Source organism: Cyanobacterium sp. Dongsha4 (genome assembly GCF_036345015.1).
In the GTDB taxonomy this organism is placed as follows: Bacteria; Cyanobacteriota; Cyanobacteriia; order Cyanobacteriales; family Cyanobacteriaceae; genus PCC-10605.
Genome location: NZ_CP084098.1, coordinates 1,752,466 through 1,767,579 on the forward strand (window position 1 = coordinate 1,752,466; position 15,114 = coordinate 1,767,579).

The 15,114-nt window shown below is 36.2% G+C and carries 12 protein-coding genes; 10 read left to right on the forward strand and 2 right to left on the reverse strand.

Translation table 11 applies throughout. The features are described from left to right. Positions 1–41 precede the first annotated feature (41 nt). Entirely contained in the window at positions 42–830 is a 789-nt protein-coding gene (locus Dongsha4_RS07560) for a pilus assembly FimT family protein (RefSeq protein WP_425590782.1), read from the reverse strand. Positions 831–1,316: 486 nt separating this feature from the next. Here Dongsha4_RS07560 and Dongsha4_RS07565 point away from each other — a divergent pair, with 486 nt between their 5' ends. From Dongsha4_RS07565 to atpC, 10 genes are all read left to right on the forward strand, one after another. After that, positions 1,317–2,240: a DUF4351 domain-containing protein gene (locus Dongsha4_RS07565; protein WP_330205070.1), complete on the forward strand. Its 924-nt coding sequence runs from the start codon at positions 1,317–1,319 to the stop codon at positions 2,238–2,240. Between the two features lie 214 nt (positions 2,241–2,454). Continuing rightward, positions 2,455–5,703, forward strand: coding sequence for a carbamoyl-phosphate synthase large subunit (gene carB, locus Dongsha4_RS07570; protein ID WP_330205071.1), 3,249 nt, complete (start codon positions 2,455–2,457; stop codon positions 5,701–5,703). Positions 5,704–5,922: 219 nt separating this feature from the next. After that, positions 5,923–6,582 carry a GTP cyclohydrolase I FolE gene (gene folE, locus Dongsha4_RS07575; protein WP_330205072.1) on the forward strand — a complete coding sequence of 220 codons (660 nt, stop codon included), beginning with the start codon at positions 5,923–5,925 and terminating at the stop codon, positions 6,580–6,582. Positions 6,583–6,663: 81 nt separating this feature from the next. Then, positions 6,664–7,662, forward strand: coding sequence for a GTP-binding protein (locus Dongsha4_RS07580; protein WP_330205073.1), 999 nt, complete (start codon positions 6,664–6,666; stop codon positions 7,660–7,662). Between the two features lie 46 nt (positions 7,663–7,708). Continuing rightward, positions 7,709–7,972 carry a hypothetical protein gene (locus tag Dongsha4_RS07585; protein WP_330205074.1) on the forward strand — a complete coding sequence of 88 codons (264 nt, stop codon included), beginning with the start codon at positions 7,709–7,711 and terminating at the stop codon, positions 7,970–7,972. A gap of 75 nt (positions 7,973–8,047) precedes the next feature. Next, the gene (locus Dongsha4_RS07590; RefSeq protein WP_330205075.1) at positions 8,048–9,232 is read left to right on the forward strand and encodes an NAD(P)H-quinone oxidoreductase subunit H; all 1,185 of its coding nucleotides are present in this window, start codon (positions 8,048–8,050) and stop codon (positions 9,230–9,232) included. A 100-nt stretch (positions 9,233–9,332) separates the two neighbouring features. Then, positions 9,333–10,700 carry a 16S rRNA (cytosine(967)-C(5))-methyltransferase gene (locus Dongsha4_RS07595; protein WP_330205076.1) on the forward strand — a complete coding sequence of 456 codons (1,368 nt, stop codon included), beginning with the start codon at positions 9,333–9,335 and terminating at the stop codon, positions 10,698–10,700. After that, positions 10,701–11,114, forward strand: coding sequence for a TerB family tellurite resistance protein (locus Dongsha4_RS07600; RefSeq protein WP_330205077.1), 414 nt, complete (start codon positions 10,701–10,703; stop codon positions 11,112–11,114). It abuts the gene before it with no gap. A gap of 159 nt (positions 11,115–11,273) precedes the next feature. Beyond that, positions 11,274–12,722 (forward strand): F0F1 ATP synthase subunit beta, encoded by a 1,449-nt coding sequence (gene atpD, locus Dongsha4_RS07605; RefSeq protein ID WP_330205078.1) that lies wholly within the window; start codon positions 11,274–11,276, stop codon positions 12,720–12,722. Positions 12,723–13,021: 299 nt separating this feature from the next. Beyond that, positions 13,022–13,426, forward strand: a complete 405-nt coding sequence (atpC, locus tag Dongsha4_RS07610) for an ATP synthase F1 subunit epsilon (RefSeq protein WP_330205079.1) — start codon at positions 13,022–13,024, stop codon at positions 13,424–13,426. A gap of 255 nt (positions 13,427–13,681) precedes the next feature. Here the strand turns inward: atpC and Dongsha4_RS07615 are convergent, their stop codons facing one another. Next, positions 13,682–14,878, reverse strand: a complete 1,197-nt coding sequence (locus tag Dongsha4_RS07615; RefSeq protein ID WP_330205080.1) for an ATP-grasp domain-containing protein — start codon at positions 14,876–14,878, stop codon at positions 13,682–13,684. Positions 14,879–15,114: the final 236 nt, after the last annotated feature.

Consider the following 15,114-nt stretch of genomic DNA (forward strand, 5'->3'; position numbering starts at 1 on the left):
GGGGGTAAATAGCAAAACATTAAATTAAACTCCGAACTCAATTAATTAGTTTCGATCGCACCTCCTTTTAAAATCGTTAAAGTTTCTTCATTGCTAGAACCATCCTTGAAAGTCAGTTCCAACTTAGCCTGAGAATTTCCTGAATTATCATAAATAGTAGCTATACCACGACTATTAAAACACAGAGTCCAATTAGTTATGTTAGATGACACCGTCACATTTTCAGGTAGTTGCAAATACTCATAAACAGACTTCCCATTGATATTTTTTTTCAAATTCAAAGCACTGTCTTCCTTCCAGTTTTCCACTAACTCCACAGTGCCATCTTTGTTTTGGGAACTACCTAAAGCCTGTCCTAAACGAATAGTTGTAGCGTCTAAAATACCAATAACTTCATTATTTGCAGTATCACCACCAACTTTTAAAAAATCTCCTTCAGCAAATCCCCCAGTAGAATATACTTTAATATCAGTCTGAGAACTACCTGCATCTTCACTCAATCTTGTTAACGCTTCACAACCCCTAGTATTAGCAATTTCAATTAAGAATTTATCCGACTGATTCGGATCAAAACTTAACCTTGCCGCCGAAGTTTGAGAAATGGCTCGTTGACGAGTAACACCCACCAAAGATTTAGCTAGGTTATAAGCATCACCACTAGCACTACTAGAATCCCCGAAAAAGAGACGAGGTCCCACCAATGCTCCCATAATTCCCAAAATTACTAAAACCGTAAGAACCTCTACCAACGTATAACCATAATTTTGTGAGATTTTTAAAGATTTTATAAAGTTGCTTAAAAATTGAGTTTTTTTTCCTTGCTGTTCCACTGATACCCCCTGCCCCCATGTAAAAATATCTAAGTACCTAGCCAGAATTTACTCTTGATCTTAACCATTTTCAGTAGAGAAAATATCAGTAATAATACGCATTTTTATTTTAATTTTTGATTAAGTTAACGTATAACATTAAGTGTCTATTAAGTAACTAATGATTAAAACTCAATAACATTAAAAAATGTAAAATATTACAGGGAATATAAAATAGTTTTCTCGCTTTGTTCCAAGCTCAGTTCGAGACAAAAATATTCGGTTGAGGCAGTTATCAATTAATTATAGGTTAGCAGGTTTCAGCTTGAAAACCATTGAAATCTTGATTAATAAATCTAAAAATTTAGAATAGGAAAATTGATTAAGATATATTTGTTATCAATTCTTCAAACTAATACTTAACAGAAAACACCTTATATTTCTTTAAAGAATAATTTATCAAAACGAGAAATAAAAGAATCTTTATTTTATTCCAAATTACGATCCATGATAGACCACGATCGCCTTTTTAAAGAACTAATACAAACATTTTTTTGGGAATTTATGGAGTTATTTATTCCTGAAGTTTTGCAATATGTATCAAAAGAAACTTTAACCTTTTTACCCGAAGAAGTTTTTACCGATGTTACCGCAGGGGAAAAACGAAAAATTGATCTTTTAGCCCAAGTAAAATGGCAAGAAGAAGAAGGTTTCTTCCTCATTCATATTGAGAATCAAGCCTATAATCAAAAAGAATTTGAACGGAGAATGTTTCATTATTTTGCCCGTTTAGATCAAAAATATCGCTTACCTATTTATCCCATCTTTATTTTCTCCTATGATAAGCCAAAAAGAGAAGAGAAAAATCAATATCAAGTCATTTTTCCTAACAAAAAAATCCTCGAATTTAACTTTACTACTATCCAGTTAAATCGACTACCTTGGCGACAATTTTTGTCTCAACCCAATCCCATTGCTTCGGCTTTAATGGCAAAAATGGATTTTAAACCAGAGGAAAGAGTTAAGGTAAAATTAGAATGCCTGAGAATGTTAGCAACTTTAAGTTTAGATCCTGCTAGAATAAAGTTAATTTCAGGATTCATTGATACCTATTTAAAATTAAACCCAACGGAAAAACAAGCATTTGATACCGAATTAAAACAAACAGAAATAACAAAGGAGGAAAAAATTATGGAAATCGTCACCAGTTGGATGGAGGAAGGCATTGAAATAGGAGAAAAAAGAGGAGAAGAAAGAGGTGAAAAAAATGTAATTAAGCGTTTAATTAAAAGGCGATTTAATAATCTTTCTCAAGAATTAGAAGACAAAATTAATAGTTTATCTCTATCTCAAATTGATAATTTAGCAGATGCAATTTTTGATTTTCAATCTCTGGATGATGTGATTCACTGGTTAGAAATTAACGCTTAATCGCATCTCTAGGAATTAAATTAAATAAAAAAATAATTATTGTTATTTATTCAACAAAAGCAAATAAAATTACCATTTTTGTTCATTCCTTATATTTTTGCACAAACCCTATTTATGAGTAAATCTTGATAAAGAGATAGAGAAATAACCGCTATGTAGATTAAAATGATCGGGATCGATGTATAAAATTGAATATTGTTAAGCCGTAAAATCTATGCCACGTCGTGAAGATATAAATAAAATATTACTATTAGGTTCAGGACCTATTATTATTGGACAAGCCTGTGAATTTGACTATTCTGGTACACAAGCCTGTAAAGCGCTACGAGAGGAAGGTTATGAAGTAGTTTTAGTTAACTCCAACCCTGCTACTATTATGACTGATCCCGAAACGGCAGAACGTACCTATATAGAACCCATTACCCCCGAAATAGTCGAGAAAGTCATCGCCAAAGAAAGACCTGACGCATTATTACCCACAATGGGAGGACAAACTGCCCTCAATACTGCTGTTGCTTTAGCAGAATCAGGAGTATTGAATAAATACGGAGTAGAGTTAATTGGGGCGAAATTACCTGCTATCAAAATGGCAGAAGATAGGGAATTATTCAAAGAAGCGATGGCTCGTATCGGTGTGCCTGTATGCCCTTCAGGGATTGCTAGTAACTGGGAAGAAGCTAAAGCCGTAGCGGAAGAAATTGGTTCTTATCCTTTAATTATACGTCCTGCATTCACTATGGGCGGTACTGGTGGCGGTATTGCCTATAACCAAGAAGAATATGAGGAAATGGCAAAGTTTGGGATTGATGCTTCTCCCGTGTCGCAGATTTTGGTAGAAAAATCTCTCATCGGTTGGAAGGAATACGAGTTGGAAGTAATGCGCGATTTAGCGGATAATGTGGTTATTATCTGTTCGATCGAAAATATTGATCCGATGGGGGTACATACTGGAGATTCTATCACCGTTGCCCCTGCTCAAACTTTAACTGATAAAGAATATCAAAGATTAAGAGACTACGCTAAAGCTATTATCCGAGAGATTGGGGTAGAAACAGGAGGTTCTAATATTCAGTTTTCCGTTAATCCTGTTAATGGGGAAGTGATTGTAATTGAGATGAATCCCCGTGTATCTCGTTCCTCAGCATTGGCATCAAAAGCGACAGGTTTCCCCATTGCTAAATTTGCGGCAAAATTAGCGGTAGGTTATACCCTTGATGAGATTTCCAATGATATTACCCAGAAAACTCCTGCTTCTTTTGAGCCTACCATTGATTATGTAGTGACCAAAATTCCTCGTTTTGCCTTTGAAAAATTCCCCGGTGCTGAACCCATTTTAACTACACAAATGAAGTCTGTGGGAGAGGCAATGGCTATCGGGCGTACTTTCTGTGAATCTTTCCAAAAAGCGTTAAGATCTTTAGAAACAGGGCGTTATGGCTTTGGTTGTGATAAAAACGAGACTTTACCCACTCTCTCTCAAATTAGCTCCCATTTACGCACCCCTAACCCTGAAAGGATTTTTAGTGTTTACCATGCCTTTAAATTGGGGATGAGTGTAGAACAAGTGTTCGAGTTAACTGCGATCGACCCTTGGTTTTTGGATAAAATGCAGTCATTAGTGGAGATAGAGAAGTTTATGAAGCGGACTTCTTTAAAAGACATTAAAGCTGATGATATGCTTACCATTAAACAACATGGATTCAGCGATCGCCAAGTTGCTTTTGCGACCAAGACAACAGAAGATGAAGTAAGAGCATATCGTAAATCGTTAGGTATCACCCCTGTTTATAAATTAGTGGATACTTGTGCCGCCGAGTTTGAAGCCTTTACCCCGTACTATTACTCTACCTATGAATCAGGGGAAAGTGAAAACAATATCACCGATAAACCGAAAGTAATGATTTTAGGCGGAGGCCCTAATCGTATCGGACAGGGTATAGAATTTGATTATTGTTGTTGTCATGCGGCTTTTGCTTTATCAGATGCAGGTTATGAAACAATTATGGTTAACTCCAATCCTGAAACTGTTTCCACTGATTATGATACAAGCGATCGCCTTTATTTTGAGCCTTTAACTAAAGAAGATGTCTTAAATATCATCGAAGCGGAGAATCCTGATGGTGTAATTATTCAATTTGGGGGACAAACTCCCTTAAAATTAGCTGTACCTTTGAAAAACTACCTCGCACATCCTGATACTACCGTTAAAACCAAAATTTGGGGAACTTCTCCCGATTCCATCGACACCGCCGAAGATAGAGAGAAATTCGAGGCAATCCTGAAGGAGTTAGACATCAAACAACCTCCCAACGGTATCGCGCGCAGTTTTGAAGAGGCTTTAGCCGTTGCTAATCGCATCAGTTATCCTGTGGTTGTGCGTCCTTCCTATGTACTCGGAGGCAGAGCTATGCGTATCGTTTATAATGAGCAGGAATTAGAACATTATATGACCTATGCGGTAGATGTTGAGCCTGACCATCCTATTTTAATCGATAAATTCCTCGAAAATGCCATTGAGGTTGACGTAGATGCGATCGCAGATCATACTGGACAGGTGGTCATTGGTGGTATCATGGAGCATATCGAGGAAGCAGGGGTGCATTCTGGGGATTCCGCTTGTTCGATTCCTTATACTTCCCTCTCCGATGATGTTTTAAGCATCATTCGCACTGCAACCGTCAAATTAGCTAAATCCTTGCAAGTAATCGGCTTAATGAACATCCAATATGCCGTACAAGGAGAAACCGTCTATATCCTCGAAGCGAATCCTCGTGCGTCTCGTACTGTGCCGTATGTTTCTAAAGCGACAGGCAGACCTTTAGCCAAAGTTGCTTCCCTCATCATGTCTGGTAAAACCCTTGCAGAATTGGACGTAACCGAAGAGATAATCCCTCGTCATGTGGCAGTTAAAGAGGCTGTATTGCCCTTCAGCAAGTTCCCCGGTACGGATACCTTATTAGGTCCTGAAATGCGTAGTACAGGCGAGGTAATGGGCATTGATAGCGATTTTGGTAAAGCCTTCGCTAAAGCGGAAATCGGTGCAGGTGTAATTCTTGATACCACTGGAACGGTCTTTATTTCCATGAATAATCGAGACAAAGGTGCGATCGTATCTGTGGCAAAAGACTTACAAGCTCTAGGTTTCAAGATTGTGGCGACTTCCGGGACTCGTCAAACCCTGTTAGAAAATGGGGTGAAGGATGTGGATTTAGTCTTAAAACTCCATGAAGGTCGTCCCCATGTAGTGGACTTGATTAAAAATAAGCAAATTCAGTTTATTATCAATACTCCTAGCAATGAGGAGGAAACCCAAACCGATGGGCGTAAAATTCGTCGGGCGGCTTTAGATTACAAGTTACCGATTATTACAACTATTGCAGGAGCAAGGGCAACAGTGGAAGCGATTCGATCGCTTCAGTCAGAACCTTTACAGGTTAAGGCTTTACAGGATTATTTTGTGTAATTTATTCTGATGGTGGGCATTGCCCACCCTACTGGTTAATTTTAATTATTTTTATCTCATTCATTGAAGTTTGATGACTTTTTATTGTAGGTGCAATCCCATCTGAATCTTCTGCCTAGAACCCATCTCATAGATTTAATTTAAAAATATACACTCATAGCCTCTTGTCAAAATAAATGATAACGATTATCATTTTAAAGAGTCTCATCAGCAAATAATATGACATATACAGAATCTTCCATTATCAATTCTGCTAACCAGAATCATGGCTTACCTAACCTCATCACAGAATCACAGCCTCCCGTAACAGAAGCGGATATGATTCAAGCTGTTAGAACATTGTTACTAGGTTTAGGGGAAAATCCCGACAGAGAAGGATTAAAAGACACCCCTAAAAGAGTGGTAAAAGCCTTGAAATTTCTCACCTCTGGTTATAGTCAATCCCTTGATGAATTGCTAAATGGTGCAGTATTCCATGAAAATGCGAATGAAATGGTGTTAGTGAGAGATATTGACTTATTTAGCTCTTGTGAGCATCATATACTACCGATTTTAGGTAGGGCGCACGTTGCTTATATTCCTAATGGCAAAGTCATTGGTTTATCGAAAATTGCTCGTATTTGCGAAATGTATGCTAGAAGATTGCAAGTGCAAGAACGTTTAACCGCTCAAATTGCCGATGCTTTACAAGGTTTATTGCAACCTCAAGGGGTAGCGGTGGTTATCGAAGCAACTCATATGTGTATGGTAATGCGGGGAGTGCAAAAACCCGGTTCTTGGACTTCAACAAGTGCATTACGTGGGGTATTTAATGATGATGCCAAAACCCGTCAGGAGTTTATGAATTTAATTCAGCATCGTCCTACTTTTAACAGTTAATGGCGGTAGGCTAAGGTATTAAAGTGAAACAGGCATTTTGCCTGTGATAATTATTACTATATCTTTTGCATTCTTATATTTATGGATAGTTTAATTTTACCGAAAAGAGGTTTACCCGTCACTATTATTACGGGGTTTTTAGGTAGTGGTAAAACCACTTTATTAAACCATATTTTGACTAATAATCAGGATTTAAAAGTTGCGATTTTAGTTAATGAATTTGGTGATATTGACATCGATAGTCAGTTGTTAATATCTGTAGAAGAAAATATGGTAAGTCTCAATAATGGTTGTATTTGTTGCACTATAAATGATGATTTAATGGACACAGTTTTCCAAGTTTTAGAAAGTGATAAAAAAATTGATTATTTAATAGTAGAAACCACAGGAGTTGCCGATCCTCTCCCCATTATTTTAACTTTTTTGAGTCCAGAATTAAGAGATTTAATTCGTCTTGACTCTGTATTAACTTTAATTGATGCGGATAATTTTACCTCCGAACATTTTGATAGTGAAGCGGCTTTTAAACAAATTATTTACGGCGATATTATTATTTTAAATAAGGTTGATTTAGTTTCAGAAACCAAAATTAAACAATTAGAAGAGGACATTTTATGTATTAAAAATAGAGCAAATATTTTATGTTCTCAATATGGAAAAGTACCTTTACCTCTTATCTTAGATATTAATAGTCATAACCCTAATAATTACAGTCTTGAACAATCAAAACAAAAACAACATCATCACCATCATAATCACGATCATGATCATCACCATTCCCATCATTTAGAAATTGATGGTTTTATTTCTATTTCTTTTGAGTGCGATCGCCCTTTTAATGTAGATAAATTTCAGAACTTTATTACCGATAATATCATGAGTCAGGTGTATAGAGCAAAGGGAATTTTATGGTTTGCTGAAAGTCAATTAAAACACATTTTTCAATTAAGCGGTAAAAGATACGATATTGATACAGAGGAATGGCAAACAAATCCTAAAAACCAGTTAGTAATGATAGGTAGAAATATTGACGAAAATCAATTAAAAACTAAACTTAAAGAATGCCTTGTTAGTCAATAGTTAATGAATAATTGATACAATAACTGCCCATTAATTTTTAGTCATATTGTTAGATCTTATTAATCGGGTTAATGTTAATTATATGTTGAGTGTGCGATCGCATCTCACTTTTTATTATCAATTAGAAACAGGTTTCATAAAATCAACGGTAACGACACTAGAGGGTATTTTCACGACTCAAACTCAAGAAACCAAAAATAAAAATCTGGTAGGTATTGGCAGAGTAAATAAAAATTTTGATCAAAGTACTTACACCATATATAACCCCTATAATAATCAATTAGAATTTAGGCACATTAGCTATTTCTAGCTTAAAATTAACCAACCAAAGACTTCTTTCACCATAAAAGTTATTATATAGAATAAACTAGAAATTATAGTTCTCATGGCAAAAATAGAAACTAGAACTGAACCTATGGTGTTGAACATGGGTCCTCATCATCCCTCAATGCACGGGGTTTTGAGGCTCATTGTCACCCTAGATGGAGAAGACGTAATCGACTGTGAACCTGTAATCGGTTACTTACATCGAGGCATGGAGAAAATTGCCGAAAATCGCACTAACGTTATGTTTGTGCCTTATGTAAGCCGTTGGGATTATGCGGCGGGGATGTTTAACGAAGCCATTACTGTTAACGCACCTGAAAAATTGGCAGATATTGAAGTACCCAAACGGGCGCAATATATCCGAGTGATTATGCTAGAGTTGAATCGCATTGCAAATCATCTTCTTTGGCTTGGGCCTTTTCTAGCAGATGTTGGAGCACAAACTCCCTTTTTCTATATTTTCCGTGAAAGAGAGATGATTTATGATCTCTGGGAAGCGGCTACAGGAATGCGCTTAATCAATAATAACTATTTCCGTATCGGTGGGGTTGCGGTAGATTTGCCCTATGGTTGGGTTGACAAATGCGAAGATTTTTGTGATTATTTCTTACCCAAAGTGGATGAGTATGAAAAGCTAATCACCAATAACCCTATTTTCCGTAAACGGGTGGAAGGAGTAGGAGTGATTACCCGTGAACAAGCTATCAACTGGAGTTTATCTGGTCCTATGTTGCGCGGTTCTGGGGTAAAATGGGATTTACGCAAGGTCGATCGCTATGAATGTTATGACGACTTTGATTGGGATGTGCAGTGGGAAACCGCAGGGGATTGTTTTGCCCGTTATTTAGTGCGTATCCGTGAAATGCGCGAATCTGTTAAAATCATCCGTCAAGCATTGAAAGGTTTACCCGGTGGTCCTTACGAAAACTTGGAAGCAAAAAGGCTACAGGAAGGCAAGAAATCAAAATGGAATGATTTTGAATATCAATACATTGCCAAAAAAGTACCTCCTACTTTTAAAATACCTGCTGGAGAGCATTATGTGCGCATGGAAAGCGGTAAGGGTGAGTTAGGAGTATTTATTGTTGGTAATGATGATGTTTTCCCCTGGCGTTTCAAAATTAGAGCCCCTGATTTCAACAATTTACAGATTCTACCTGAACTGCTTAGAGGTGTGAAAGTCGCTGATATTATGGCAATCCTCGGTAGTATTGATGTCATTATGGGATCTGTCGATCGCTAATTTTAAGTGATAAGTAATGGGGTATTGGGGTATTAGGGGGTTTGCCCTTTGCCCCTTGCCCATTCCCTCACCATTATTTTTTATTCCCTTACTGAGTATAATGTCAAATAATCCCCGTCAAGTAGCGTTTCAGGCTTTAGAAGATGTTTATCAAAATCATGCTTATACCGATATTGCTTTAGATCGGGTTTTGAAAAATAATTCCCTCTCAAGAAGCGGGTTGCATAGCAGATCCTTTCAGGATCGCGCCTTAGTATCTGAATTAGTATATGGTATAGTGAGGAGAAAAAGAACATTAGATAGTATTATCAATCAGTTTGCCAGTAAAAAAGCCGCTCAACAACCTTTAAAACTGAGAATTATTCTGCAATTAGGATTATATCAAATACGTTATCTCGATAAAATTCCTCCCTCGGCGGCAGTCAATACTAGCGTAGAATTGGCGAAAAAAAACGGCTTAGGAAAAATATCGGGAGTGGTTAATGGTATATTGAGATCATACTTGCGTCAAAGTGCAGATAGTGATCCTTTGATTTTACCTTCCGATAAAATTGCCTATTTAGGAGTCAAGTATAGTTTTCCTGATTGGATTGTTAAACTCTTTATTAATCAATTTAATTATCAAAAAACAGAGGCACTTTTAGACTGGTTTAATAATACTCATTATATCGATTTAAGAACAAATATTATCAAAATAAACAGAGAAAATCTGCAAGAGAAGCTGTTAGAAAATAATATAGAAACATTTTACTTAAAAGAGACTCAAGGTTTAAGGCTAAAAAAAGCGGTAGGAAATATAAGTAATTTAGAAGAGTTTAAACAAGGATTATTTACTATTCAAGATGCAAGTGCGCAGTTAGTAACTCATTTGCTCAATCCCCAAGCAGGAGAGATGATTATTGATGCCTGTGCCGCCCCCGGTGGGAAAACCACCCATATCGCTGAGTTAATGGGAGATAAAGGTAAAGTTATTGCCATAGACACCTATGCTAAACGTCTCGAAAAAATCAAGGAAAATGCCACGAGGTTGGGGTTAACTTGTATTGAAGTAAAAGAAGGAGATAGTAGTGAGTTAACAGAATGGGAAAATCAAGCGGATAGAGTTTTGGTAGATGTACCTTGTTCAGGTTTAGGCACATTACACACAAATCCTGATATTCGTTGGCGTAAAAAACCAGAGGAGATAGAAAAGTTAACTAGATTACAGCAGAAAATCTTAACCAATGCCAGTAAATGGGTAAAAAATGGCGGTACTTTAGTTTATGCCACTTGTACTCTTAATCAAAAAGAAAACGAAAATATAGTCATCGAATTTTTAGCAAACAATCCTCAATGGCAGTTGGACACAAAAAATAATAATTTCCTTGATAATTATTCGCTACCATCAAAGGGAATGATCAAAATATTTCCTCCTGATGACAATATGGATGGATTTTTCATAGCAAAACTAATTAAAGGAGAAGTTTAAATGAGTAAGGAGAATAAAACTAAGTTACTAATTAAGATTCTAGTGGGTGCGGCTTGGATTGATGGGGTAATTCAGGCAGAAGAAAGGGAATATTTAAAAAAAGTTGTCACCGAAAATCACCTAGAAAATGATCCAGAAATAAAGTCTCTCCTCTCGGAAATTAAACCCATAAATGCTCAAGAATGTTATCAATGGCTAGAAGATTATCTTGGTAGCAGTCCTAAAACAGAAGATTATCAAAAGTTACTTGAAGCAATTAGTGCTTTAGTTTACAGTGATGGTGATATTGATATTCAGGAAGCAAAACTCTTGAGTCGTCTGCAAGATTTAGAACCCAATGGAGATAATAAGTCTATTCCAAAACAAATTTTACACTCTATCAAAAAGATATATCAAAAAGCGATCGCAACTTAAAGGATAATATTCTTTATTCCGAGGTTCACAAACCCATTTTTTCATGAACGGTTAATTAGGAATCCCTTGTCAAATTTGATCCAGTCCATGATAATCTTGAAAGTGGCAAATTTTATTATAAATTAACATTTACTTAAGGTAAATTAAAACTAAATCAGCATGGTTGCAGTACAAGAAAAAACAAACGTCGGTAAAATCACCCAGATTATTGGACCGGTGGTTGACGCTGAATTTCCTAGTGGCAGTCTTCCCCGTATTTATAATGCCCTTCGTGTTGAAGGTACTAATTCCGCAGGTGAAAAAGTAGCAGTTACCTGTGAAGTACAACAACTTCTCGGCGATAACCAAGTTCGTGCAGTATCCATGAGTACTACCGATGGTCTAGTCAGAGGAATGGAAATTGTTGACACTGGTGCACCTATCAGCGTTCCCGTTGGTAAAGCAACTTTAGGACGTATCTTCAACGTTTTAGGTGAACCCGTTGATAATAAAGGTGACGTAAATACCTCCGAAACTTTCCCCATTCACCGTAAAGCTCCTGCTTTAACAGATTTAGATACCAAACCTACCGTTTTTGAAACTGGTATTAAAGTTGTGGACTTATTAACCCCCTATCGTCAAGGTGGTAAAATCGGTCTATTCGGTGGTGCTGGTGTTGGTAAAACCGTTATTATGATGGAATTAATCAACAACATCGCTATTCAACACGGTGGTGTATCTGTATTTGGTGGTGTAGGTGAGCGTACCCGTGAAGGAAATGACCTCTACAACGAAATGATTGAATCTAAGGTTATCGATCCTGATAATCCTGAAAATTCCAAAATTGCTCTTGTTTATGGTCAGATGAATGAACCCCCCGGAGCTAGAATGCGCGTGGGTTTATCTGCTTTAACTATGGCGGAATATTTCCGTGATGTTAACAAACAAGACGTATTACTATTTATCGACAACATTTTCCGTTTCGTTCAAGCTGGTGCGGAAGTATCTGCGTTATTAGGTAGAATGCCCTCTGCGGTAGGTTATCAGCCCACCCTCGGTACTGATGTGGGTGACTTACAAGAGCGTATTACCTCCACTAAAGAAGGTTCTATTACCTCGATTCAAGCAGTTTATGTTCCTGCGGACGACTTAACTGACCCTGCTCCTGCTACTACCTTCGCTCACTTAGATGGTACTACAGTATTGTCTCGTAACTTAGCGGCTAAAGGTATTTATCCTGCGGTTGATCCTTTAGGTTCTACTAGCACCATGTTGCAACCCAACATCGTTGGTGAAGAACACTATAACACTGCTCGTGCGGTACAGGCTACTTTACAACGTTATAAAGAGTTACAAGATATTATTGCCATTCTCGGTTTAGACGAATTATCTGAAGAAGATCGTTTAGTGGTTGATCGCGCTCGTAAAATTGAGCGTTTCTTATCTCAACCTTTCTTCGTTGCAGAAGTATTCACTGGTAGCCCGGGTAAATATGTTTCTTTAGAAGATACTATCAAAGGTTTCCAAAAAATCCTCTCTGGTGAATTAGATGATTTACCTGAACAGGCTTTCTACATGGTAGGAAACATTGATGAGGCGATGGCTAAAGCTGAAAAAATGAAAGGCTAAAACCCTTAAGAATCTGTAGAGGTGTGTGACTGCATCTCTACTATATTTATTTACCTCATTTCGATACAAATATATGGTATTTAGGCAGGTTTCGGGTATCGAGTAACAGGTATCGGGTAAACATTTTCAGAAATCTTGATTATTCAATCAAAGAATCAATTAAAATATACTTTTCGTGAATTTCTTAACCTGACACCTAACATCTGACACCTGACACCTTTACACCATTAGAAATTTTATATCGAATTCAGGTTATCTATAAACATAAGGCTATTAAATATTTAATTTATCTTTGAATTATGACTTTAACGGTAAGAGTAATTACTCCCGATAAAATTGTTTGGGATCAAACTGCTCAAGAGGTAATTCTTCCTAGCAGTACCGGACAGTTGGGTATTTTAACAGATCACGCTCCCCTGTTGACTAGCCTTGATATAGGTGTTATGCGTGTACGTCCTGATAATAAAGAATGGAAATCCATTGCTGTTATGGGTGGTTTTGCAGAAGTTGAACACAATGAGATTAAGGTTTTGGTTAATGGTGCTCAATTAGGAGAAACTATTGATAAAGAACAAGCTCAAATTGCAGTCAATGAAGCTCAAACAGTGTTAGATCAAGCCACCGCAAAAGGCGATCGCCGTGAGCAAATTAAAGCTACTCAACAATTGAAAAAAGCAAAAGCTAGATTACAAGCGGCAGGTTAATCAATTAACAGTTAGTAATTAGCAATTAGTAATTAATGCAAGGTGTAGCTTAAATGGCTTTTTTACTTTAGGTATGATAAATCATTCCAAAAAAAGGGGTTAGGTTTTAGGTTGAGTTAAAATTTTTAACTTATGACAATTGCATTTTTCATATAAGCAAAGCCCCTTGTCAGTTAAAGTTTTTACTAATTATTTTGTAGTAATTTTCCGTACTAATCCTAGAAGAGCAACTTAAATTAAACTAGCACGAATAATTTAATCTTTAAAGATTATTTGTAAACTTTTATCCAAATTACTATTTATTTTAATGGGTAATAGATTTAAAGATTCTGGCTCTGAAAATAAATGGGGTGATAGGGTTCTGATAGACCATTGAATATATCTATATAAACTATTGGTTTTTTGTTTTGCTTTTGGTGTTTCATTCCATAGGCGAGTACCAGTTGGTCTTTCCTCTCTATCTTGAGATATTAACTCTTTGTGGTTAATTTCTTCTTGATGAGATTTTTTGATTTCTCCGATTAAAGCATCAATGAAATTATCTTGATTAGAATGGGCAATTATTACTTTTTTTATTGATGTATTTTCAAGAATTTGTCTAAAGAATTGATTTATATTAGACTGCCAAAATTGTTGGTTTTTGTTATGCAAAATATATAATTTTTGAGTAAAAATATTTTTATGTTCTAAGTTATTTAAAATAAAAATAGCTTCATCAATGCTATCAGAAATAATGGCAATATCACTTTTATTATTAATATCTAAACAAGAATAGGCAATATGCAAAAATTGATCGTTACTTAGATATTTTAATAAATTAGGGTGTCTATTTAAACTTTCATCGTTAATTCTAATTTTGCCATCTAGTGCCATTACTTCACCGTTGTTTTTCACCCCAAGAGGATTAATTTCGATAATATCAAGATCATTTTGGATGAATAAATCATACATTTTTTCAATAATAGCGGTGACTGGTGCGATCGCTTTTTTTTTCAGATTCATTTTCATAACTAAATGACGAGCATGGAATGGCAAAAACTCCTCTTCAATCACACAAGTTTGCAAATTATCTAAAAGGATTTCAACGTTAATCCCCCCCTGAGAAGAACCCATTAAAACAGGTTTTTTAAGGACATAATCAAACATAATCCCCAAAAATATCTCATTTTCTACATCATAGCGACTCTCTGCCAGAATTACTTTGGGATACTCTCCTTCTATGGATAAATTAAATAAAGATTGAGCAACTGCGATCGCATCTATGGTATTCTCAACAAAACGTACACCTCCAAACTTAGCCCTACCACTGACTAAAACTTGAGATTTTAAGACGATGGGGTAATGAATATGTAAATTTTTTAATTCACTAGGGTCAGCAATTGACTGAGAAGGTAATACAGGGATACCAACTTGGGAAAATAATTCTTTAGCTTGATATTCTAATAAGTCCATTAAAGAAATAATCCATAGAAAATAGTTTCATTTTAACCTGAGTAGTCGGCTTCAGAGTGGGGAGTTAGTAAAGAGGTGTCAGGTTTCAGATGTTGGGGCGTTGGGGTGTTAAGGTATTAGGGAGAAACAAGTAATGAGTTAGGAGTTAACAGTTAAGAGTTAGAAATTATTAATTATCAACTATTCACCTTTACCTTTTACCCTAAATAGAAGGAATAAAAGGAGGTTTACCTCTT

Bases quoted from the DNA above. Each gene is read 5' to 3' on its own strand.
- Dongsha4_RS07595 (WP_330205076.1), top strand. From the start codon at position 9,333: ATGTCAAATAATCCCCGTCAAGTAGCGTTTCAGGCTTTAGAAGATGTT.
- Dongsha4_RS07565 (WP_330205070.1), top strand. From the start codon at position 1,317: ATGATAGACCACGATCGCCTTTTTAAAGAACTAATACAAACATTTTTT.
- Dongsha4_RS07590 (WP_330205075.1), top strand. From the start codon at position 8,048: ATGGCAAAAATAGAAACTAGAACTGAACCTATGGTGTTGAACATGGGT.
- atpC (WP_330205079.1), top strand. From the start codon at position 13,022: ATGACTTTAACGGTAAGAGTAATTACTCCCGATAAAATTGTTTGGGAT.
- folE (WP_330205072.1), top strand. From the start codon at position 5,923: ATGACATATACAGAATCTTCCATTATCAATTCTGCTAACCAGAATCAT.
- Dongsha4_RS07600 (WP_330205077.1), top strand. From the start codon at position 10,701: ATGAGTAAGGAGAATAAAACTAAGTTACTAATTAAGATTCTAGTGGGT.
- atpD (WP_330205078.1), top strand. From the start codon at position 11,274: ATGGTTGCAGTACAAGAAAAAACAAACGTCGGTAAAATCACCCAGATT.
- carB (WP_330205071.1), top strand. From the start codon at position 2,455: ATGCCACGTCGTGAAGATATAAATAAAATATTACTATTAGGTTCAGGA.
- Dongsha4_RS07615 (WP_330205080.1), bottom strand. From the start codon at position 14,878: ATGGACTTATTAGAATATCAAGCTAAAGAATTATTTTCCCAAGTTGGT.
- Dongsha4_RS07580 (WP_330205073.1), top strand. From the start codon at position 6,664: ATGGATAGTTTAATTTTACCGAAAAGAGGTTTACCCGTCACTATTATT.